The 20,350-nt window shown below is 70.8% G+C and carries 19 protein-coding genes; 14 read left to right on the top strand and 5 right to left on the bottom strand.

All coding sequences use genetic code 11. The features are described from left to right. Window positions 1–107: 107 nt before the first annotated feature. Together BLT97_RS07405 and BLT97_RS07400 are read right to left on the bottom strand one after the other, a co-directional pair. Window positions 108–599 (bottom strand): DUF3515 domain-containing protein, encoded by a 492-nt coding sequence (locus BLT97_RS07405; protein WP_093607962.1) that lies wholly within the window; start codon window positions 597–599, stop codon window positions 108–110. A 20-nt stretch (window positions 600–619) separates the two neighbouring features. After that, window positions 620–853, bottom strand: a complete 234-nt coding sequence (locus tag BLT97_RS07400) for an Lrp/AsnC family transcriptional regulator (RefSeq protein WP_052579718.1) — start codon at window positions 851–853, stop codon at window positions 620–622. Between the two features lie 299 nt (window positions 854–1,152). Here BLT97_RS07400 and BLT97_RS07395 point away from each other — a divergent pair, with 299 nt between their 5' ends. After that, window positions 1,153–2,118 carry a thiamine-phosphate kinase gene (locus BLT97_RS07395; RefSeq protein ID WP_093607961.1) on the top strand — a complete coding sequence of 322 codons (966 nt, stop codon included), beginning with the start codon at window positions 1,153–1,155 and terminating at the stop codon, window positions 2,116–2,118. Window positions 2,119–2,162: 44 nt separating this feature from the next. Next, window positions 2,163–2,948 carry a bifunctional hydroxymethylpyrimidine kinase/phosphomethylpyrimidine kinase gene (thiD, locus tag BLT97_RS07390; RefSeq protein WP_093608333.1) on the top strand — a complete coding sequence of 262 codons (786 nt, stop codon included), beginning with the start codon at window positions 2,163–2,165 and terminating at the stop codon, window positions 2,946–2,948. Between the two features lie 170 nt (window positions 2,949–3,118). On the opposite strand, the gene rpmB is transcribed toward thiD, so the two are convergent. Beyond that, the gene (gene rpmB, locus BLT97_RS07385; RefSeq protein ID WP_004924906.1) at window positions 3,119–3,304 is read right to left on the bottom strand and encodes a 50S ribosomal protein L28; all 186 of its coding nucleotides are present in this window, start codon (window positions 3,302–3,304) and stop codon (window positions 3,119–3,121) included. Window positions 3,305–3,529: 225 nt separating this feature from the next. Here rpmB and BLT97_RS07380 point away from each other — a divergent pair, with 225 nt between their 5' ends. Beyond that, the gene (locus BLT97_RS07380; RefSeq protein ID WP_093607960.1) at window positions 3,530–5,305 is read left to right on the top strand and encodes a DAK2 domain-containing protein; all 1,776 of its coding nucleotides are present in this window, start codon (window positions 3,530–3,532) and stop codon (window positions 5,303–5,305) included. Window positions 5,306–5,456: 151 nt separating this feature from the next. Here the strand turns inward: BLT97_RS07380 and recG are convergent, their stop codons facing one another. Continuing rightward, on the bottom strand, window positions 5,457–7,649 hold the full coding sequence (recG, locus tag BLT97_RS07375; RefSeq protein ID WP_093607959.1) for an ATP-dependent DNA helicase RecG: 2,193 nt from the start codon (window positions 7,647–7,649) through the stop codon (window positions 5,457–5,459). A gap of 116 nt (window positions 7,650–7,765) precedes the next feature. Between recG and rsmD the strand changes: the two genes are divergently transcribed. The 7 genes from rsmD (at window position 7,766) to mutM (ending at window position 13,080) form a co-directional block, all read left to right on the top strand. Further along, window positions 7,766–8,389 carry a 16S rRNA (guanine(966)-N(2))-methyltransferase RsmD gene (rsmD, locus tag BLT97_RS07370; RefSeq protein ID WP_093607958.1) on the top strand — a complete coding sequence of 208 codons (624 nt, stop codon included), beginning with the start codon at window positions 7,766–7,768 and terminating at the stop codon, window positions 8,387–8,389. Window positions 8,390–8,424: 35 nt separating this feature from the next. Next, on the top strand, window positions 8,425–8,907 hold the full coding sequence (gene coaD / locus BLT97_RS07365; protein ID WP_218137292.1) for a pantetheine-phosphate adenylyltransferase: 483 nt from the start codon (window positions 8,425–8,427) through the stop codon (window positions 8,905–8,907). 107 nt (window positions 8,908–9,014) lie between these two features. Continuing rightward, window positions 9,015–10,163 carry a F0F1 ATP synthase subunit B gene (locus BLT97_RS07360; RefSeq protein WP_093607956.1) on the top strand — a complete coding sequence of 383 codons (1,149 nt, stop codon included), beginning with the start codon at window positions 9,015–9,017 and terminating at the stop codon, window positions 10,161–10,163. 215 nt (window positions 10,164–10,378) lie between these two features. Then, entirely contained in the window at window positions 10,379–11,032 is a 654-nt protein-coding gene (locus BLT97_RS07355) for a YceD family protein (RefSeq protein ID WP_245769227.1), read from the top strand. A 2-nt stretch (window positions 11,033–11,034) separates the two neighbouring features. Further along, a complete protein-coding gene (gene rpmF, locus BLT97_RS07350; RefSeq protein ID WP_093607954.1) occupies window positions 11,035–11,208 on the top strand; it encodes a 50S ribosomal protein L32 in 174 nt (57 codons plus the stop codon). Window positions 11,209–11,227: 19 nt separating this feature from the next. After that, window positions 11,228–12,022 (top strand): ribonuclease III, encoded by a 795-nt coding sequence (rnc, locus tag BLT97_RS07345; protein ID WP_093607953.1) that lies wholly within the window; start codon window positions 11,228–11,230, stop codon window positions 12,020–12,022. Window positions 12,023–12,225: 203 nt separating this feature from the next. After that, window positions 12,226–13,080, top strand: coding sequence for a bifunctional DNA-formamidopyrimidine glycosylase/DNA-(apurinic or apyrimidinic site) lyase (gene mutM / locus BLT97_RS07340; protein ID WP_093607952.1), 855 nt, complete (start codon window positions 12,226–12,228; stop codon window positions 13,078–13,080). Between the two features lie 78 nt (window positions 13,081–13,158). On the opposite strand, the gene BLT97_RS07335 is transcribed toward mutM, so the two are convergent. Next, window positions 13,159–14,034 (bottom strand): CAP domain-containing protein, encoded by an 876-nt coding sequence (locus tag BLT97_RS07335; protein ID WP_093607951.1) that lies wholly within the window; start codon window positions 14,032–14,034, stop codon window positions 13,159–13,161. Between the two features lie 147 nt (window positions 14,035–14,181). On the opposite strand from BLT97_RS07335, the gene BLT97_RS07330 reads away from it, so the two are divergent. The 4 genes from BLT97_RS07330 (at window position 14,182) to BLT97_RS07315 (ending at window position 20,331) form a co-directional block, all read left to right on the top strand. Beyond that, window positions 14,182–14,463 carry an acylphosphatase gene (locus BLT97_RS07330; RefSeq protein ID WP_093607950.1) on the top strand — a complete coding sequence of 94 codons (282 nt, stop codon included), beginning with the start codon at window positions 14,182–14,184 and terminating at the stop codon, window positions 14,461–14,463. A 390-nt stretch (window positions 14,464–14,853) separates the two neighbouring features. Further along, the gene (locus BLT97_RS07325; protein WP_093607949.1) at window positions 14,854–15,054 is read left to right on the top strand and encodes a hypothetical protein; all 201 of its coding nucleotides are present in this window, start codon (window positions 14,854–14,856) and stop codon (window positions 15,052–15,054) included. A 251-nt stretch (window positions 15,055–15,305) separates the two neighbouring features. Next, the gene (smc, locus tag BLT97_RS07320) at window positions 15,306–18,860 is read left to right on the top strand and encodes a chromosome segregation protein SMC (protein WP_093607948.1); all 3,555 of its coding nucleotides are present in this window, start codon (window positions 15,306–15,308) and stop codon (window positions 18,858–18,860) included. Between the two features lie 61 nt (window positions 18,861–18,921). Then, window positions 18,922–20,331, top strand: a complete 1,410-nt coding sequence (locus BLT97_RS07315) for a sugar porter family MFS transporter (protein WP_245769199.1) — start codon at window positions 18,922–18,924, stop codon at window positions 20,329–20,331. Window positions 20,332–20,350 lie beyond the last annotated feature (19 nt).

The following is a 20,350-nucleotide window of genomic DNA, read 5'->3' as shown; positions in this document are numbered from 1 at the left end:
GCCGGATCCTGTCCGTGGACGGGGTCCGGCTTTCGTGTGCGTACGGGGGTCTTCGTGTGCGTATGGGGACAAGGGCCCGTTGCCGTGTGCGTGCGCGCTTACGAAGGTCAGGTCGGGATGCCTTCGGGGATCGTCTTCCTGAGCACCCGGCTGAGGTCCACCAGCGAGCCCGCGCCCTGCTTCGCGTGCTCCTTGCTGATGGTGACCTCGACGTAGGCCTCGCGCAGCGCGCTCGTGAACCGGTACGAACCGTCCCCGGGCTCCTCGACCAGCCAGCCCTGGCCGTCCACCGTCGTCGACGGCGGATTCTCCTCCAGCATCTTCGCGGGCTGCGGCACTCCGCAGCGCAGTATGATCGCCGAGCCTCCCCACCCCGCGGTGAACTCCGAGTCAGGCTCGGGATCGCTCCGGTCGAGGCCGTCGAGCTTGTCGGGCAGCGCCCCGTCCAGCTTGCGGCAGTGGCCGGAAGTCCGTGCGTCGGGGGAGGGAACCGCGACCGTCGCCGTGTCGTCCGTCGAAGAGCAGCCCCCGGCCAGCACAGCCGGCAGGAGCAGGCCGAGGGCGGGCAGCGAGACGAGCCGGTGGCGGTACGAGATCACCGGCCAAGCGTAGACGGGGGCTACAAGTGCACGACCGGGCAGGTCAGGGTGCGGGTGATGCCGTCCACTTGCTGGACCTTGGCGACCACCATGCGGCCGAGGTCGTCGACGGTGTCGGCCTGTGCGCGCACGATGACGTCGTAGGGACCGGTGACGTCCTCGGCCTGGATCACTCCCGGGATCTTGCCGATCAGATCGGCGACGGTCGACGCCTTGCCGACCTCGGTCTGGATCAGGATGTACGCCTGTACCACGGAACCTCCAGGGCGGCCACGAGGATCATCGCGGGGATCGCGGGGATCGGATGCGCGGGGATCATGCAGGGGGAAGGGACGCCACGGTATCGCGTTGCCGCATCCCGCGGGGAGACCCGCGGTGACTCGGGAGCTCACGCCGCGGGTCCGGTCCGGGCGTACGCTCCCGCGTGCACCGAGGCGTACGCATCTGCGCATGCCTCGGCGTGCGCACCACAGAAGTTGACGTATTCGTTGACGGTACCCGCGGCCGATGGGGCCCGCTACCGCAAGGGCGCTGGCGCAGAAAGGGCGTTTCGATGAAGGGCACCGTGGGAGAGCTCGGGGAGTTCGGGCTCATCAGGGAGCTCACCTCCCGGCTCACGACCACACCGGCGGTCAGGATCGGCCCCGGGGACGACGCCGCGGTCGTGTCCGCGCCCGACCGCAGGGTCGTGGCGAGCACCGACCTTCTGCTCGAAGGACGGCACTTCCGGCGCGACTGGTCCACGGCGTACGACGTCGGCCGCAAGGCCGCCGCGCAGAACCTCGCGGACATCGCCGCGATGGGCGCCGTACCGACCGCGCTCCTGCTGGGACTTGTGGTCCCGGCGGACCTTCCGGTCACCTGGGCAACGGAGTTGATGGACGGCCTGCGCGACGAGTGCCAGGTCGCGGGCGCCGCCGTGGTGGGCGGTGACGTCGTACGCGGGGACACGATCACCGTGTCCATCACGGCACTTGGCGATCTGCGCAACCACGAGCCGGTCACGCGCGCGGGCGCGCAGCCCGGCGATGTCGTGGCGTACACGGGCTGGCTGGGCTGGTCGGCGGCCGGGCACGCGGTGCTCTCGCGGGGCTTCCGCTCGCCGCGTGCGTTCGTCGAGGCGCACCGCCGCCCCGAGCCGCCGTACCACGCGGGCCCCGCCGCGGCCGGGCTCGGTGCCACGTCGATGACGGACGTGAGCGACGGTCTGATCGCCGATCTCGGCCATATCGCCGAGGCCAGCAAGGTCCGGATCGACATCAAGTCCGGTGCCATCGACGTGCCTTCGCAGATGAACGACATCGGGCAGGCCGTCGGCGTGGACCCGTTGCAGTGGGTGCTCAACGGCGGTGAGGACCACGCGATCGTGGCCACCTTCCCCGAGGACGTGAAGCTGCCGGCCCGCTGGAAGGTGATCGGCGAGGTGCTCAACCCGTCCGCGCAGCCCCAGGTGACGGTCGACGGTGCGCCGTGGACCGGAAAGGGCTGGGACCACTTCGGCGCGGAGGGCGAGGCGTGAGCGCGGCGGAGCGCCCGGGAGACGCGGGGGACGGCCCGGGGGGCATACCCGCGCGGGTGCTCACGGTGGCCGGCTCCGACTCCGGCGGCGGCGCCGGCATCCAGGCCGACCTCAAGACGATGCTCGCGCTCGGCACGCACGGCATGAGCGTGCTCACCGCCGTCACGGCGCAGAACTCCCTGGGGGTCCAGGGGGTTTGGGAGCTGCCGGTGGAGGCGGTGCGCGCCCAGTACCGCAGCGTCGTCGACGACATCGGCGTCCAGGCCGTGAAGACCGGCATGCTCGCCTCGACCGAACTGGTCGAGGCGGTCGCGGAGTTGCTGGCCGGCACGGACACGCCGGCGGTGGTCGACCCGGTCGGGGTCTCCAAGCACGGGGACTCGCTCCTTGCCGAGGCGGCACTCGACTCCGTACGGACGAAACTCCTCCCCGTCGCCACGGTCGCCACGCCCAACCTGGACGAGGTGCTCCAGCTCACCGGCGTACGGGTCACGGCGGAGTCCGATCTGCGCCGGGCCGCGGCCGCCCTCCTGGAGTTCGGGCCGCGCTGGGCGCTGATCAAGGGCGGGCACCTGACCGGTGAGGCCGTGGACCTCCTGACGGACGGCTCGGAGGAGCTGTGGCTGCGGGCTCCGCGCCACGACAACCGGCACACGCACGGCACGGGCTGCACGCTGGCCAGCGCGATCGCCGCGGGGCTGGCGAAGGGGCTCGGGGTGCCCGAGGCGGTCACGGCCGCCAAGGAGTACGTGACGGGGGCGATCGCGGCGGGGTTCGCGCTGGGCGAGGGGATCGGGCCGGTGGACCACGGCTGGCGGTTCAGGGGGTGAATCCCTGAACGGAGATACGGAGAGGGCCCGCGCGGGGTGCGCGGGCCCTCTCCGTATCTCCGCTCATGTCCGGCCGCGCGTCAGGCTCCGCGTGCCGGAGAAAAGCAAGAAGCCGGCCCGCCCGAAGGCGAACCGGCTCTGCAGCAACCAGCTAGGTGGCCGCGCTGCGATTAGCGCGAGACCTTGCCGGCCTTGATGCACGAGGTGCAAGCGTTCACGCGCTTCGGCGTCCCGCCCACCACGGTACGAACGCGCTGGATGTTCGGGTTCCAGCGGCGCGGCGTACGGCGGTGCGAGTGCGAGATGTTGTTGCCGAAGCCCGGGCCCTTGCCACAGACGTCGCAGTTGGCAGCCACGGGTCACTCCAAAGACTTCAGATGCACTTACGGTGGAAAACCCGGCAAGGCCGAGTCGAGTTCCGTTGAAGGATCTGAGTGGCGCTGCCAGGGAATGGCCCGATCTGAATCGGGCAACCGAAGCAGCATACATCGGCTGCGTCGGTACAAGAAAACTACCATGTCCGCCCCGGCCTCCGGTCCGGGCCCCGGTTACCCGGCGTACCGGGCAGCACTAGTCTGCGAATGATCCCGCCGCTCACAGGAGGCACCGTGCCGCAGACCCCCGACGCCCTCGTGGTGCGCGGCTGGTGCGGACTCGCGCTGGACGCACTCGGGCGGGCCCGCGAGGAGATCGACGCCATCAACGTCTATCCCGTGGCGGACGGCGATACGGGGACGAACCTCTATCTGACGGTGGAATCGGCGGCCCGCGCGGTCGAGGCCGTGTTCGCCGCGCACGAGACCGCGGAACCGGACGAGGAGCCCGCGGGCCCCTCGCTCGCGGAAGCGGTGCGGGCGTTGGCGCACGGCGCGCTGATCGGGGCGCGGGGCAACTCCGGGACGATCCTCGCGCAACTGTTGCGGGGGATGAGCCAGGTGCTTGCGGGGGAGGGTGAGCTTTCTCACGAGGGTGCCGGGCTTGGTCGTGGCGGTGCCGAGCCTTCTCGCGAGGGCGCTGAGGCTGCCGGAGTGCGGGCCCGGCGTCTGAAGAAGGCGCTGAGCCATGCCGCCGCGTCCGGCTACCAGGCAGTGGCGCACCCCGTGGAGGGCACGGTGCTCTCGGTGGCGACGGCGGCGGCGCAGGCCGCGGAGGGTGCCGAGGACGACTGCGCCGCGGTCGTGCGGGCCGCGTACGACGGGGCGGTGGCCGCGCTGGAGCGGACGCCCGGACAGCTGGCCGTGCTCGGCCGGGCCGGGGTGGTGGACGCCGGCGGACGCGGTCTGGTGGCGGTGCTCGGGGCGCTGGTCGAGGCGGTGTCCGGGCAGGTGGTCGCGGCGTACGGGACGGAGGCCGGGGACGGGCACCGAGACGGGCACGGGGAACCGCTCGCCGGCGCACCGGCGGAGTCCTGCGCTCCTGAAGCCTCCGGTGGTCCCGCCTTCGAGGTGATCTACCTCCTGGAGGCCGAGGACGACGCCCGGGTCGAGCGCCTGAAGCGGCGGCTCGACGCGCTCGGCGACTCCCTGGTCGTGGTCGGCGGCGACGGTCTGTGGAACGTCCATGTGCATGTGGACGACGCGGGTGCGGCGGTCGAGGCCGGTGTGGAGGCGGGGCGCCCGTACCGGATCCGGATCACGCACTTCGGCGCCGAGGACGCGCACAGCGCCGGCTTCGTGCCTCCGGCGCGCGAGAAGGCGCAGCGCGCGATCGTCGCCGTCGTGCCGGGGGAAGGGCTCGCGGGTCTGTACGCCGAGGCGGGTGCGACCCCCGTGCTCGCGCGGCCCGGCGAACCGCCCGCGAGCGGCGAGCTGGTCGAGGCGATCCGGCGTGCGCACGCGCGTGAGGTGGTGCTGCTGCCGAACGACGCCGACCTGCGGCACACGGCCGCGGCGGCCGCGGAGCAGGGGCGTACGGAGGGTGTACGGGTCGCGCTGATCCCGACCCGCTCGGCGGTGCAGGGCATCGCGGCCCTCGCCGTGCACGAGCCGGAGCGGCGCTTCGACGAGGACGTGGTCGCGATGACGGCCGCCGCCGGTGCCACCCGCTACGGCGAACTGGCCGTCGCGGAGCGGCAGTCGTGGACCATGGCCGGCATCTGCCAGGCCGGGGACATGCTCGGCCTGATCGACGGGGATGTGGCGGTGATCGGCGAGGAGCTCACGTCGACGGCCCGGTCCGTGCTCGACCGGATGCTCTCGGCGGGCGGCGAGATGGTGACGCTGGTCGTGGGCGAGGAGGTGCCGGAGGACGTGGCGGACGCGCTGGAACAGCATGTCCGCGAGGCGTACCTGGCCGTGGACACGGTGGTGTACCGGGGTGGGCGGAAGTCGGCGCTGCTGCTCATCGGGGTGGAGTAGGGCACCCTTCGCGTGCGGGCCCGGTGGTGGGGGGCCTGCGGCGGGCTTTTCTCCCCGCCCCGCCCCTTCCCGAAACCGGGGGCTTCGCCCCCGGACCCCCGCATCCGACCTGCGGTCGGATCTGCTCAAACGCCGCAGGGGCTGGGTGTGCTCAGCCCTTCTCCAGGAACTCCTCCCGGTCCTTGTCCACCAGCGCGTCCAGTGCCGTCCGCAGCTCCGGGTAGTGGGTGAGCTCCGGGTCCTTGCGGACGATCTCCACCGCCTCCTCCCGCGCCTCCGCGATGACCTCCTCGTCGTCGATGACCGCGAGCACCCGCAGCGAGGAGCGCACGCCCGACTGGGCCTGGCCGAGCACATCGCCCTCGCGGCGCTGTTCGAGGTCGATACGGGAGAGCTCGAAGCCGTCCAGCGTGGAGGCCACCGCGGCCAGGCGCCCACGTGCCGGGCTCGCCTCCGGCATCTCCGTCACGAGCAGGCACAGACCGGGCGCCGAGCCACGGCCCACCCGGCCGCGCAGCTGGTGCAGCTGCGAGACGCCGAAGCGGTCGGCGTCCATGATCACCATGGCCGTCGCATTCGGCACGTTCACCCCGACCTCGATGACCGTGGTCGCCACCAGGACGTCCACCGCGCCCGCGGCGAACCGCCGCATCACGTCGTCCTTGTCCTCCGGCGCCATCCGGCCGTGCAGGATCTCCACGCGCAGCCCGGCCAGGGGACCGGCCGTGAGCTGTTCGGCGACCTCGACCACGGCCAGCGGCGGGCGCTTCTCCGCCTCGTCCTCGGCCGACTTCTTCTTCGCCGAGGCCTTCTCGTCCAGATCGTCGCCGATCCGCGGACAGACCACGTACCCCTGGTGCCCGTTCTCCACCTCCTCGCGCACGCGCTCCCAGGCGCGCGCGAGGAAGTGCGGCTTGTCGGCGGCCGGCACGACGTGGGTGGCGATGGGGGAGCGGCCGGCCGGGAGCTGGTCGAGTACCGAGGTCTCCAGGTCGCCGAAGACGGTCATCGCGACCGTACGCGGGATCGGCGTGGCCGTCATGACGAGGAGGTGCGGCGGCTGCTTGCCCTTCGAGCGCAGGGCGTCGCGCTGCTCCACACCGAAGCGGTGCTGCTCGTCCACCACGACCAGACCCAGGTCGTGGAACTGCACCTTGTCCTCGATCAGCGCATGCGTGCCGATCACGATCCCGGCCTCGCCGGTCACCAGGTCGAGCAGCGCCTGCCGCCGCGCGGCCGCCCCCATCGAGCCGGTGAGCAGCACCACCTTGGTGGCCTGCTCGGCCCCGCCCAGCATCCCGCCCTCGGCGAGCTCGCCCATCATCTCGGTGACCGAACGGTGGTGCTGCTGGGCCAGGACCTCGGTGGGCGCCAGCATCGCGGCCTGCCCGCCCGCGTCCACCACGGCGAGCATGGCGCGCAGCGCCACCATCGTCTTGCCCGATCCGACCTCGCCCTGGAGCAGCCGGTGCATCGGATGCTCCGTGGCCAGGTCGTCGAAGATCTCCTTGGACACCTTCTGCTGGCCCTCGGTCAGCGTGAACGGCAGCTTCGCGTCGAAGGCGTCGAGCAGACCGCCGGGCTGCGGCACGCGGGCCACGGCCGGCAACTGGAGGTCCGCATGGCGGCGCCGGGCCAGCGCGACCTGGAGGACGAAGGCCTCGTCCCACTTCAGCCGGGCCTTGGCCTCGTCGATGTCCGTCTTGCTGTGCGGCCGGTGGATCTTGAGCAGCGCCTCCGGCAGCGTGACCAGCCCGCGTCCCGCCCGCAGGCTGCGCGGCAGCGGGTCCACCGCCTCCTGCGCGCTCGGCAGCACCGCGTCCACGGCCTTCGCGATCTTCCAGGACTCCAGCTTCGCGGTCGCCGGATAGATCGGGATCAGGGCGCCGGCCCAGCTGTCCACCGCCGCGTCGGCGCCTTCGCCGCGCAGCAACTCGTAGGCCGGATGCGCCAGTTGGAGCTTGCGGTTGAACGCCGAGACCTTGCCGGCGAACATCGCCCGCGTCCCCGGCAGCAGATCCTTGTGCGGCTTGTGGATCCCGCGCCCGAAGAACACCAGCTGGAGCTGGCCGCTGCCGTCGGTGATGGTGACTTCGAGGCGCTGCCCGCGCCCGTTGTTGAACTTCAGGATCCGCGCGCTCGCCACCTGCGCCACGACCGTCACATGCTCGTCGAGCGGCAGATCGGAGAGCGCGGTCAGCTCACCCCGCTCGGCATAGCGCCGCGGATAGTGGTGCAGCAGATCGCCGACGGTGTGCAGGTCGAGATGCTCGGCCATCACCTTCGCGGTGGCGGGGCCGAGCACTTTCTTCAGAGGTTCTTCGAGCACGGGCACGCGGTCCATTGCACACCACGGGACTGACACGAGGTGCGACCTGTGGACAACCCGGGCCCTGTGGACAACCGAGTAGCCCCATATCGTGGACATGTCGCACCGCTCCCGCCCCAGAAGGACCCCACATGACCCGCGTGATCGCCGGCAGCGCCCGCGGGCGCCGGCTGTCCGTACCGCCGGGCAACGGCACCCGCCCCACGTCGGACCGCGCCCGCGAGGGCCTGTTCTCCACGTGGCAGTCGCTCATCGGCGGCCCGCTCGACGGCGAGCGCGTGCTCGACCTGTACGGGGGCTCGGGCGCCGTGGGCCTGGAGGCGCTGTCCCGCGGGGCGGGCCACGCCCTGCTCGTCGAGTCCGACGCCAGGGCCGTCCGCACGATCCGCGAGAACGTGAAGTCCCTCGGCCTGCCCGGCGCCGAGGTCCGGGCCGGCAAGGCCGAGCAGACCGTCGCCGGACCGGCCCCTTCGGCCCCGTACGACATCGTCTTCCTGGACCCTCCGTACGCCGTCACCGACGACGATCTTCGCGAGATCCTGCTCACACTCGCCGCCCAGGGCTGGCTCGCGGACGATGCGCTCGTCACCGTGGAGCGCAGCACCAGAGGCGGCGAATTCGCCTGGCCGGACGGCTTCGAGCCGCTCAGGTCCAGGCGGTACGGCGAGGGCACGTTTTGGTACGGTCGCGCCGCCTCGACCGGCGAGGACTCCTCGGACACGGAGTCCTCCACCAGCGAGGACCAGCCGTCATGACCATCCGGTCCGTACCGGGGAGCGAGGGACACCAGTTGCGCCGCGCCGTCTGTCCGGGGTCGTTCGACCCCATCACCAACGGACATCTCGACATCATCGCCCGCGCCTCCAAGCTGTACGACGTGGTGCACGTGGCCGTGATGATCAACAAGTCCAAGTCGGGCCTGTTCGCGGTCGACGAGCGGATCGAGCTGATCCGCCAGGTCACCGCCGAGTTCGGCAACGTGGAGGTCGAGTCCTTCCACGGCCTGCTCGTCGACTTCTGCAAGCAGCGCGACATCCCGGCCATCGTGAAGGGCCTGCGCGCGGTCAGCGACTTCGACTACGAGTTGCAGATGGCCCAGATGAACAACGGGCTCTCGGGCGTGGAGACCCTCTTCGTCCCCACCAACCCCACCTACAGCTTCCTGTCCTCCTCGCTCGTCAAGGAGGTCGCGGCCTGGGGTGGCGACGTGGCGCACCTCGTCCCGCCGGTGGTGCTCGAAGCGCTCACGGAGCGCCTCGCCAAGGAGCGCTGAGACCTCCCCGGAGCTGACGGCCCGTCAGTTGGTGTCGCGGGCGCACCCCGTGGCCGTACAGTCGTGCCGTCCGTCTCCCAACCAGTTCCAGAAAGCGGCGAGCCACGGTGGACGTGCAGAAGAAGCTCGACGAGATCGTCGAGGCGGTCGAGGGCGCCAGATCGATGCCGATGTCCGCCTCGTGCGTGGTCAACCGCGCCGACCTGCTCGCGATGCTGGAGGAGGTGCGCGGCGCGCTGCCCGGCTCGCTCGCCCAGGCGCAGCAGGTGCTCGGCGGCAGTGAGCAGCTGGTCGAGCAGGCCCGTCAGGAGGCGGAGCGGATCGTGGAGTCGGCCCGCGCCGAGCGCGGCTCGCTGATCTCCGACACCGCGATCGCCCGCCAGTCCCAGGAGGAGGCCGAGCGCATCCTCGCGGCCGCTCGCCAGGAGGCCGAGGAGATCAAGGCGGAGGCCGACGAGTACGTCGACTCCAAGCTCGCCAACTTCGAGGTCGTCCTCACCAAGACCCTCGGCTCGGTCGGCCGCGGCCGCGAGAAGCTGCTCGGCACGGGCCAGGGCCTGGACGAGCAGGGTTACGAGGACCCGGACTTCACCGAGGCCCCCGAGCGCAGCCTCGACCCGCAGACCCAGCGGCAGAACGCCGACGCGTACGTGGACGGCAAGCTCGGCGCCTTCGAGGCGGTCCTGGCCAAGACCCTGGAGGCGGTCGGCCGCGGCCGGCAGAAGCTCCAGGGCCGCATCGCCACGGACGATCTCAGCCGCCTGGACGCGCTGCCGCAGCAGCAGACCACGGACGCCGACTTCCTCGCGGACCTCGCCGAGCCGGAGCCCGAGACCCCCCGACAGTCGGGGGCTTCCCGGCAGTCCGATGCGTCCCACCGCCCCGAGGCCCCGCAGCAGCCCGGCGTCCCGCCCCAGGCCGCCTACCAGCAGGACCCGTACCAGCAGGACCCCTACGGCTACCAGCAGCAGTCGCACCAGCAGGACCCGTACGGCTACCAGCAGCAGGGCTACGACCAGTCCGGCGGCTACGGTCAGACCGACCCGTACGCGTACCAGCAGCAGTCGCACCAGCAGGACCCGTACGGCTACCAGCAGCAGGGCTACGACCAGACCGGCGGCTACGGGCAGGAAGACGGTCAGTCGCACCAGCACCAGCCGCAGCCCTCGGCGCTCGACGAGACCAGCCTCTTCGACACGAGCATGATCAGCGTCGACCAGCTGCGTCAGTACGAGCAGGGGCGCGGCCAGAACTGACGGGCCCGGGCCGGGGGCCGGTCCGGTCCGCGCGCGGGTCTCGGAAGGGGCCTGACGGCGGGCCTCCGGACGGTCTCCGAGGACCGGATTGGGCCGAGAGCGAAAGGTCCAGTATCCTGGCTCTTCGGTCGCGCATACGCCCGCGATCTCGGCTGCCCGCTTCGAAGCGTCGGCAGCCGCCTCTCGACTTCCATGATTCGAAAGCAGGAAAAGCCCTGAACGGCCGCCTCGACCACCGCAACCCTCTCGTGTTCGACACACACGAGCTGGGCCGGCGTCCCGGTGCCATGCAGCGCATTTCCCGCACCGTGGAGGCGCCCGCCGGGGATGAGATCCTCGGCATCAAGGGTGTCATCGGAGTGCCCGCGGGCACCCCGGTGGAGCTCGAGCTCCGCCTCGAATCGGTGATGGAAGGGGTGCTTGTCACAGGCACCGCCCGTGCACGGGCCGAGGGGGAGTGCGTAAGGTGTCTGGAGCCGGTCGAGCAGCAGCTCGATGCGGACTTCCAGGAGATGTTCTCGTACCCCGACGCCGACGACCGGGGCCGCAAGCACGCGGAGCCGGGCGACGACGCCGAGGAGGACGAGGAGATCATCCCCCTCGAGGACGGACTCTTCGACCTCGAACCCGTGCTGCGTGATGCGGTGGTGCTCGCACTGCCGATGCAGCCGGTGTGCCGGGAGGACTGTGCAGGTCTTTGCGCCGAGTGCGGAATGAACCTGAACGAGAACCCGGACCACCACCACGACGCCGTCGACATCCGTTGGGCGGCATTGCAGGGACTCGCCGGTTCGCTCCAGAGCGGCGAGAAGGACGAGATGAGCGGCGCCGAAGCTGAAGCGGGCGTCGACGAGAAGCAGGAGAAGTAGCCGTGGCTGTTCCGAAGCGGAAGATGTCGCGCAGCAACACGCGCCACCGCCGGTCGCAGTGGAAGGCTGCGGTCCCCACCCTGGTTGCGTGCGAGCGCTGCCAGGAGCCCAAGCAGCAGCACATTGCGTGCCCGTCTTGCGGCACCTACAACAAGCGCCAGGTCCTCGAGGTCTGAGCGGCTGGTGAGAGGCACGATGTCTGAACCGTCGAACAAAAAGCAGACGGAGAACACGGCCTCGTCCCACACGCTTCTGGAAGGGCGGCTCGGCTACCAGGTCGAGTCCGCCCTTCTGGTGCGTGCTCTGACCCACCGTTCCTACGCATACGAGAACGGCGGTCTGCCGACCAACGAGCGTCTGGAGTTCCTCGGGGACTCCGTGCTCGGCCTCGTCGTCACGGACACGCTGTACCGCACCCACCCCGACCTGCCCGAAGGCCAGCTGGCCAAGTTGCGGGCCGCGGTGGTCAATTCGCGTGCGCTGGCGGAGGTGGGCCGTGGGCTCGACCTCGGTTCCTTCATCCGGCTCGGCCGCGGTGAAGAGGGCACGGGCGGCCGGGACAAGGCATCCATCCTCGCCGACACCCTTGAAGCGGTGATCGGCGCGGTCTATCTCGACCAGGGTCTGGACGCGGCTTCCGAGCTGGTCCACCGGCTCTTCGACCCCCTGATCGAGAAGTCCTCCTCGCTCGGCGCCGGCCTGGACTGGAAGACCAGCCTCCAGGAGCTCACCGCGACGGAGGGACTCGGCGTGCCCGAGTACCTGGTCTCGGAGACCGGCCCGGACCACGAGAAGACCTTCACAGCTGCCGCCCGCGTCGGAGGCGTCTCGTACGGCACCGGCACCGGCCGCAGCAAGAAGGAAGCGGAGCAGCAGGCGGCGGAGTCGGCTTGGCGGGCGATTCGGACGGCTGCGGATGAGCGGGCGAAGGCTGCGGAGGCTGAGGCTGCTGCTTCTGCCTCCGCTGAGGCGGACGCTGCTACTGCGTAGTGCGCTTTGCTTGTACGACGGCTCGTCGCCGGATTCGTTCCGGTGACGGGCCGTCGGTCATTTCCTGCCTTACGTTGCGACAGTTTGCGTGATCGGCAGTCGCGCCGCAGTCCGGGGCTGCGCCCACCCGCGCCGCCCTGCGGCACGACTGCCCGCAGACATAGCGGCACGACTGTCCGCAGGCATGCGGGAGAATCTGAGGCGTGCCTGAACTTCCGGAAGTCGAAGTCGTGCGTCGTGGGCTTGAGCGTTGGGTCAGTGGGCGGGTGGTGACCGACGTGGACGTGCTGCATCCGCGTGCCGTGCGGCGGCATGTCGCCGGCGGGGGTGACTTCTCCGCGCGGCTCAAGGGGCATCGCATCGGGCTGGCCCAGCGGCGCGGCAAGTACCTGTGGCTGCCGCTGGCCGACGCCTCGTACTCCGTGCTCGCCCACCTCGGGATGAGCGGTCAGCTGCTCGTGCAGCCGGAGGGCGCCCCCGACGAGAAGCATCTGCGGATCCGGGTCGGGTTCGACGACGACCAGGGGACCGAGCTGCGCTTCGTCGACCAGCGGACCTTCGGCGGGCTCTCGCTGCACGAGAACACCGGGGACGGGCTCCCGGACGTGATCGCGCACATCGCCCGCGACCCGCTCGACCCCGGCTTCGACGACGCGGCCTTCCACGAGGCGCTGCGCCGCAAGCGGACCACCATCAAGCGCGCCCTGCTCGACCAGTCGCTGATCAGCGGGGTGGGCAACATCTACGCCGACGAGGCGCTCTGGCGCGCGAAGCTGCACTACGAGCGGCCGACCGCCACCTTCACGCGTCCTCGTACCGCCGAACTCCTCGGCCACATCCGGGACGTGATGAACGCGGCACTCGCCGTCGGCGGCACCAGCTTCGACAGCCTGTACGTCAACGTGAACGGCGAGTCCGGCTACTTCGAGCGCTCGCTCGACGCGTACGGCAGGGAAGGGCTGCCCTGCCGTCGGTGTGCGACGCCGATGCGCCGCCGCCCCTGGATGAACCGGTCCAGCTATTTCTGCCCCCGCTGCCAGCGCCCGCCCCGGCCGTAGCCCCGGATACACAAACATTCATACGCGAGCGGCGCCGGTCATGAAGACCGGCGCCGCTCGCGTACGAAGCTCTCGGGCTCAGAAACCGAAGTCCTGCGTCCACCACGGCCCGCCCGCGCCGAAGTGGGCGCCGACGCCGAGGGTCTTGTACTCGCAGTTGAGGATGTTGGCGCGGTGGCCCGGGCTGTCCATCCAGGAGTCCATGACCGACTGGGCGTTGGCCTGGCCGCGGGCGATGTTCTCGCCGCCCAGGTTCGCTATGCCGACCGCGTCCGCGCGGTCCCAGGGGGTGTCGCCGTCGGGGTCGGTGTGGTCGAAGAAGCCGCGCGAGGCCATGTCGGCGCTGAAGTCCGAGGCCAGCTCGGCCAGTTCGGCGTCCGCCTTCACCGGCTGGCAGCCCGCCTGCGCGCGCTCCTGGTTGACCAGGGCGAGGACCTGCGCCTCGGCACCGGACTGCGTGTCCGGGGCGGCCGGGGCGGCGGGCTTCTTCTCGGGAGCCTTGGTCTTCTCCTCGGCCGGCTTCTCGGCCTTGCCGCCGGAGTCCTTCGGCGACTCGTCGGACTCCTCGGCCGTACGCGACGGGGTCGGCGTGGGCTTCGCGGCCGGCTTCGAGGCGCTCGCCGAGGGCGACGGGCGCTGCTCGTCGCGGCTGGCCTCCTCCGTCTGCCGCTCCGGTGTCTTCGAGGCGCCGCCCTGCGACTGGACATCGCTGGTGGTGTCGGCGGCCTGCACCTTGTCGGGGGAGCCGTCAGCGCCGAACTTGTAGTTCTCGGTGCCCGGCAGCACACCCGAGGCGACCGCTATGGCGCCGATGGCCACGGCCGCGGAGACACCGAGCAGGCCCGTGCGCACGGGCTTGACGGCGCGCTTCTTGCGACGGTGCGATCCGCCGGTGCCAGTCGTCGCCGTGCGGTGCTGCTGTTCCCCGGCGGCGACGCGTCGGTGGCGTCCCATCTCCCGGCCTTCCCTGCGGTTCAGTGAAAATCGTTCTTGCGGTCTGCGTGAGTCACCCGAACGAGTGAGGCTCATCTTTCGCGACTGTACGCGATGACAGATGGGGGCGAAGTGCTCCGAGAGGAATTGGCCGGTTAGCTTTCCCACATGAATGAGGAAGTACGCATGATCGCCTGGGTCCGCGGACGAGTGCAGGGAGTGGGGTTCCGCTGGTTCACCAGGGCGAAAGCGCTGGAGATCGGCGGCCTCGTGGGATTCGCGCTCAATTTGGACGACGGGCGTGTGCAGGTCGTGGCCGAGGGAACCCGCTCCGGTTGTGAGGGACTCCTGGACTGGCTCCGGCACGGCGACACACCCGGGAGGGTCGATGGAGTGACCGAGATCTGGGGCACACCCCGCGGCATCTACGAGACCTTCGCCATCCGCTGACGGTCACGGCGCCGTGACCTCGGAGCGGGCCTTCGGCAGATGCCGCCGGCAACTGTGCGGGGCAGAAATGACCTGGTGGTTGCCAAGAACGGCAGGTCGTGCAAGGCTGCGCGATAACGAAGATCTCCACGCCCCCGGGGCCCCGCAGGAGAGCACCGCCGACAGGTTCGCGGCGCTGTGCCCCCGGGTTTGCCCGCCGATACGGGGCGTGATCGTGTTGACCGTCAAACATTTTGGTGAGACGCTGGAAGCCCCGCGCACCCTAGCTGTTTGGCATGTGAGAACGGCAGCAGGACAAGCAGTGCCAGCCAGCCGCGGGTGCGATTTCCCTCACGACCCACCCGACCCACACGGCATCGGTCGGTCACTCAGTGTGGAGGACCATCCATCATGGCAAAGGCGCTTCTCGGTTACGTCGGCGGCACCGACCCGCGACTTCTCGCCGAGATGCGACGGCTCCAGCAGCGCGTCCAGGACCTGGAATCCGAGCTCGTACGGATCCAGGCGGAGAACGACGCGCTGACGGCTACGGCTGTCGCTTCGCACAGCGAGCTCATCGACGTACCCCAGGCGGAGCCTGCGCTCACCTGATCCACGTCACAGAGTCACGGATCAGGCTGCCCACGTCAGCCGCTTGAAGAATTGCAAGGGACGCTTCGGCGTCCCTTTTTCTTTTCCCTCCCCGGCCCCCGCCGTGTCTCCTCACGTCTGATGTGCCCTGCATCTTCCCAGGCGAAACCGCAGGTTCATTCAGGGAACGCTTCGCCGTCCGGCGACTTGACCTCTGCCCCACGGCGACTTGCCCTCTGTCCCACGGGCCCCGCCCGGTAAAGTCCGTCGGCGTGCACCTCAAGGCCCTGACCCTGCGCGGGTTCAAATCCTTCGCCTCGGCGACGACGCTCAAGTTCGAGCCGGGGATCACGTGTGTCGTGGGACCGAACGGCTCCGGCAAGTCCAATGTCGTGGACGCGCTGAGCTGGGTCATGGGCGAACAAGGGGCCAAGTCGCTGCGCGGCGGAAAGATGGAGGACGTCATCTTCGCCGGCACCACCGGGCGCCCGCCGCTCGGCCGGGCCGAGGTCTCGCTGACGATCGACAACTCCGACGGCGCGCTGCCCATCGAATACGCCGAGGTCACCATCACGCGGATCATGTTCCGCAACGGTGGCAGCGAATACCAGATCAATGGCGACACCTGCCGACTTCTGGATATCCAGGAGCTGTTGTCCGACTCCGGTATCGGCCGTGAGATGCACGTCATCGTCGGGCAGGGCCAGCTCGACTCCGTGCTGCACGCCGATCCGATGGGGCGCAGGGCCTTCATCGAGGAGGCCGCGGGTGTGCTCAAGCACCGCAAGCGCAAGGAGAAGGCGCTGCGGAAGCTGGACGCGATGCAGGCCAACCTCGCGCGCGTACAGGATCTGACCGACGAGCTGCGGCGGCAGTTGAAGCCGCTCGGGCGGCAGGCCGCGGTGGCGCGCAGGGCCGCCGTGATCCAGGCCGATCTGCGCGACGCGCGGCTGCGGCTGCTCGCGGACGATCTCGTACGGCTGCAGGAGGCCCTGAAGACCGAGATCGCCGACGAGGCCGAGCTGAAGCGGCGCAAGGAGGCCGCCGAGGCGGAGCTCAAGGCGGCGCTCGCGCGCGAGGCCGACCTGGAGGACGAGGTACGGCGGCTCACCCCGCGGCTGCAGCGCGCCCAGCAGACCTGGGTGGAGCTCTCGCAGCTGGCCGAGCGGGTGCGCGGCACCATCAGCCTGGCCGACGCCCGGGTCAAGAGCGCCACCTCGGCGCCGGAGGAGGAGCGGCGCGGGCGCGACCCCGAGGACATGGAGCGCGAGGCCGCGCGGATCCGCGAGCAGGAGGCCGAGCTGGAGGCCGCCCTGGAGGCGGCGCAGCGCGCGCTCGACGACACCGTCGCGCACCGGGCCGAACTGGAGCGGGAGCTGCAGACCGAGGAGCGCCGGCTCAAGGACGTGGCGCGGGCCATCGCCGACCGGCGCGAAGGGCTCGCGCGGCTCAGCGGACAGGTCAACGCGGCCCGCAGCAGGGCCGCTTCCGCACAGTCCGAGATCGACCGGCTCGCGGCCGCGCGGGACGAGGCGAACGAGCGGGCGGTCGCGGCGCAGGAGGAGTACGAGGCACTGAAGGCCGAGGTCGACGGCCTGGACGCCGATGACACCGAGCTCGGTGAGCAGCACGACGCCGCCAAGCGGGAGCTCGCCGATGCGGAGGCCGCGCTGACCGCCGCCCGCGAGGCGGCCACCTCGGCCGAGCGGAAGCGGGCCGCCGTGGCCGCGCGGCGTGAGGCGCTGGCGCTCGGGCTGCGGCGCAAGGACGGCACGGGCACGCTGCTCGCCGCCAAGGAGCGGCTCGGCGGACTGCTGGGCCCGGCGTCCGAGCTGCTCTCCGTCGCGCCCGGTTACGAGGTCCCGGTCGCCGCCGCGCTCGGCGCCGCGGCCGACGCGATCGCCGTGTCGAACCCGGCCACCGCGGCGGAGGCGATCCGCCTGCTGCGCAAGCAGGACGCCGGCCGCGCCGCGATACTGCTCGGCGGCGGGCCCGAGGAGGTACGGCCCGAGCAGGGGCAGGACGGACCGCCGTACGCGGCCGATCTCGTGCGCGGGCCCGCGGAGTTGATGCCCGCCGTGCGCAAGCTGCTGCGCGGGATCGTCGTGGTCGGCACCTTGGAGGACGCCGAGGATCTGGTCTATGCGCAGCCGGAGCTGACGGCCGTCACGGCGGAGGGCGATCTGCTCGGGGCGCATTTCGCGCAGGGCGGCTCGGCCGGTGCGCCGAGTCTGCTCGAAGTGCAGGCGTCGGTGGACGAGGCCGCGGCCGAGCTGGAGGAACTCTCCGTACTCTGCGAGGAGTTGGCCGAGGCCCAGCACGCAGCCACCGAGAGGCGGCGCGCGAGCGCGGCCCTCGTCGAGGAGCTGGGGGAGCGGCGCAGGGCCGCCGACCGCGAGAAGTCCGCCGTCTCGCAGCAGCTCGGGCGGCTCGCCGGGCAGGCGCGCGGCGCGGCGGGCGAGGCCGAGCGGTCCACGGCCGCCGCCGCCCGGGCGCAGGAAGCGCTCGACAAGGCGCTGATGGACGCGGAGGAGCTGGCCGAGCGGCTCGCGGTGGCCGAGGAGCAGCCGGTCGAGGAGGAGCCCGACACCTCCGTACGCGACCGTCTCGCGGCCGACGGGGCCAACGCGCGGCAGACCGAGATGGAGGCCCGGCTCCAGGTGCGCACGCACGAGGAGCGGGTCAAGGGCCTCGCCGGGCGGGCCGACGGGCTCGACCGGGCCGCACGCGCCGAGCGCGAGTCGCGGGCCCGGGCCGAGCAGCGGCGCAACCGGATGCGCTACGAGGCACGGGTCGCCGAGGTCGTGGCCTCCGGTGCGCGGCAGCTGCTCGCGCACGTGGAGGTCTCCCTCGTACGGGCACAGGAGGAGCGCGACGCCGCGGAGCGGGCCAAGGCCGAGCGGGAGGTGGAGCTGACCGCCGCGCGCGGGCAGGGCCGCGACCTCAAGTCCGAGCTCGACAAGCTGACCGACTCGGTGCACCGCGGCGAGGTGCTCGGCGCCGAGAAGCGGATGCGGATCGAGCAGCTGGAGGCCAAGGCCCTGGAGGAGCTCGGCGTGGAGCCGGCCGGCCTGGTGAGCGACTACGGGCCCGATCAGCTCGTCCCGCCGTCGCTGCCCGCGGAGGGCGAGGAGCTGCCCGAGGACCCCGAGCACCCGCGCAACAAGCCCCGTCCCTTCGTACGGGCCGAGCAGGAGAAGCGGCTCAAGGCCGCCGAGCGGGCCTACCAGCAGCTCGGCAAGGTGAACCCGCTCGCGCTCGAGGAGTTCGCGGCCCTGGAGGAGCGGCACAAGTTCCTCAGCGAGCAGCTGGAGGACCTGAAGAAGACCCGCGCCGACCTGCTCCAGGTCGTCAAGGAGGTCGACGAGCGGGTCGAGCAGGTGTTCACCGAGGCGTACCGGGACACGGCCCGTGAGTTCGAGGGTGTTTTCAGCCGGTTGTTCCCCGGCGGCGAGGGGCGGCTGATCCTCACCGACCCGGAGAACATGCTGACCACCGGCGTGGACGTGGAGGCGCGGCCGCCCGGCAAGAAGGTCAAGCGGCTCTCGCTGCTCTCCGGCGGTGAGCGGTCGCTGACGGCCGTGGCCATGCTGGTGTCGATCTTCAAGGCGCGCCCCAGCCCGTTCTACGTGATGGACGAGGTCGAGGCCGCCCTCGACGACACCAACCTCCAGCGCCTGATCCGGATCATGCAGGAGCTCCAGGAGTCCTCGCAGCTGATCGTGATCACGCACCAGAAGCGCACGATGGAGGTCGCGGACGCGCTCTACGGCGTCTCGATGCAGGGCGACGGGGTGTCGAAGGTGATCAGCCAGCGGCTGCGCTGAGACTGGCCTGTTCTGCCCACCTCAAGTGGTGGGCGCCTGCAAGGTGTGCGCCACTGGACATGTGACCAGCACTGACGCGCGTGCAGCAGCTCCCGAGCACCTCGGCCATGTCATCTTCATCACGGCCGCCGCCGCGATGGGCGGTTTCCTGTTCGGCTACGACAGCTCCGTGATCAACGGCGCGGTCGAGGCCATCCGGGACCGCTTCGACGTGGGCTCCGAGGCCCTCGCCCAGGTGATCGCCGCCGCCCTGATCGGCTGTGCCATCGGCGCCGCCGTCGCGGGCCGGCTCGCCGACCGCATCGGCCGTATCCGCACGATGCAGATCGCGGCCGTGCTCTTCACCGTGAGCGCCATCGGCTCGGCGCTGCCCTTCGCTCTGTGGGACCTGGCGATGTGGCGGGTGCTCGGCGGTGTGGCCATCGGCATGGCCTCGGTGATCGGCCCCGCGTACATCGCCGAGGTCTCGCCGCCCGCCTACCGCGGCCGGCTCGCCTCCTTCCAGCAGGCCGCCATCGTCATCGGCATCGCCGTCTCGCAGCTGGTCAACTGGGGCATCCTGAACGCCGCCGGCGGCGACCAGCGCGGCAAGATCATGGGCCTGGAGGCCTGGCAGGTCATGCTCGGCGTGATGGTGGTCCCGGCCGTGCTCTACGGGCTGCTCTCCTTCGCCATCCCCGAGTCGCCGCGCTATCTGATCGCGGCCGGCAAGGTCGAGAAGGCCAAGGAAGTGCTGCGCGAGGTCGAGGGCTCGAAGATCGACCTCGACGCCCGGGTCGGCGAGATCAACCTGGCGATGCGCCGCGAGCACAAGTCGACCTTCCGCGATCTGATGGGCGGCCGGGCGGGCTTCCTGCCGATCGTCTGGATCGGTATCGGTCTCTCCGTCTTCCAGCAGCTGGTCGGCATCAACGTGATCTTCTACTACAGCAACGCGCTGTGGCAGTCGGTGGGCATCGACCCGAAGAGCTCGTTCTTCTACTCGTTCGAGACCTCGATCGTGAACATCATCGGCACCGTGATCGCGATGGTCCTGGTGGACCGGATCGGCCGCAAGCCGCTGGCCCTGATCGGTTCGGCCGGTATGGCGGTCTCGCTCGGGCTCGCCGCCTGGGCCTTCTCGTACAAGAGCGGTACGGGCGACGACATCTCGCTGCCCGATCTCCAGGGCACCGTCGCGATCGTCGCCGCCAACTGCTTCGTGCTCTTCTTCGCCCTGTCGTGGGGTGTGGTCGTCTGGGTGCTGCTCGGCGAGATGTTCCCCAACAAGATCCGTGCCGCCGCGCTCGGTGTGGCCGCGGCGGCCCAGTGGATCGCGAACTGGGTGATCACGGTGACGTTCCCGACGCTGTCCGACTGGAACCTGTCGGGCGCGTACATGATCTACACCGCGTTCGCGCTGCTCTCCATCCCGTTCATCCTCAAGTTCGTGCCGGAGACCAAGGGCAAGTCGCTGGAGGAGATGGGCTGAGCCCGCGCTGGTGCAGAGG

The organism is Streptomyces indicus (assembly GCF_900100315.1).
GTDB classification, from domain to species: domain Bacteria; phylum Actinomycetota; class Actinomycetes; order Streptomycetales; family Streptomycetaceae; genus Streptomyces; species Streptomyces indicus.
The sequence above is the reverse complement of the archived record's forward strand: the minus strand, read 5'-3'. Positions and strand labels throughout refer to the sequence as shown.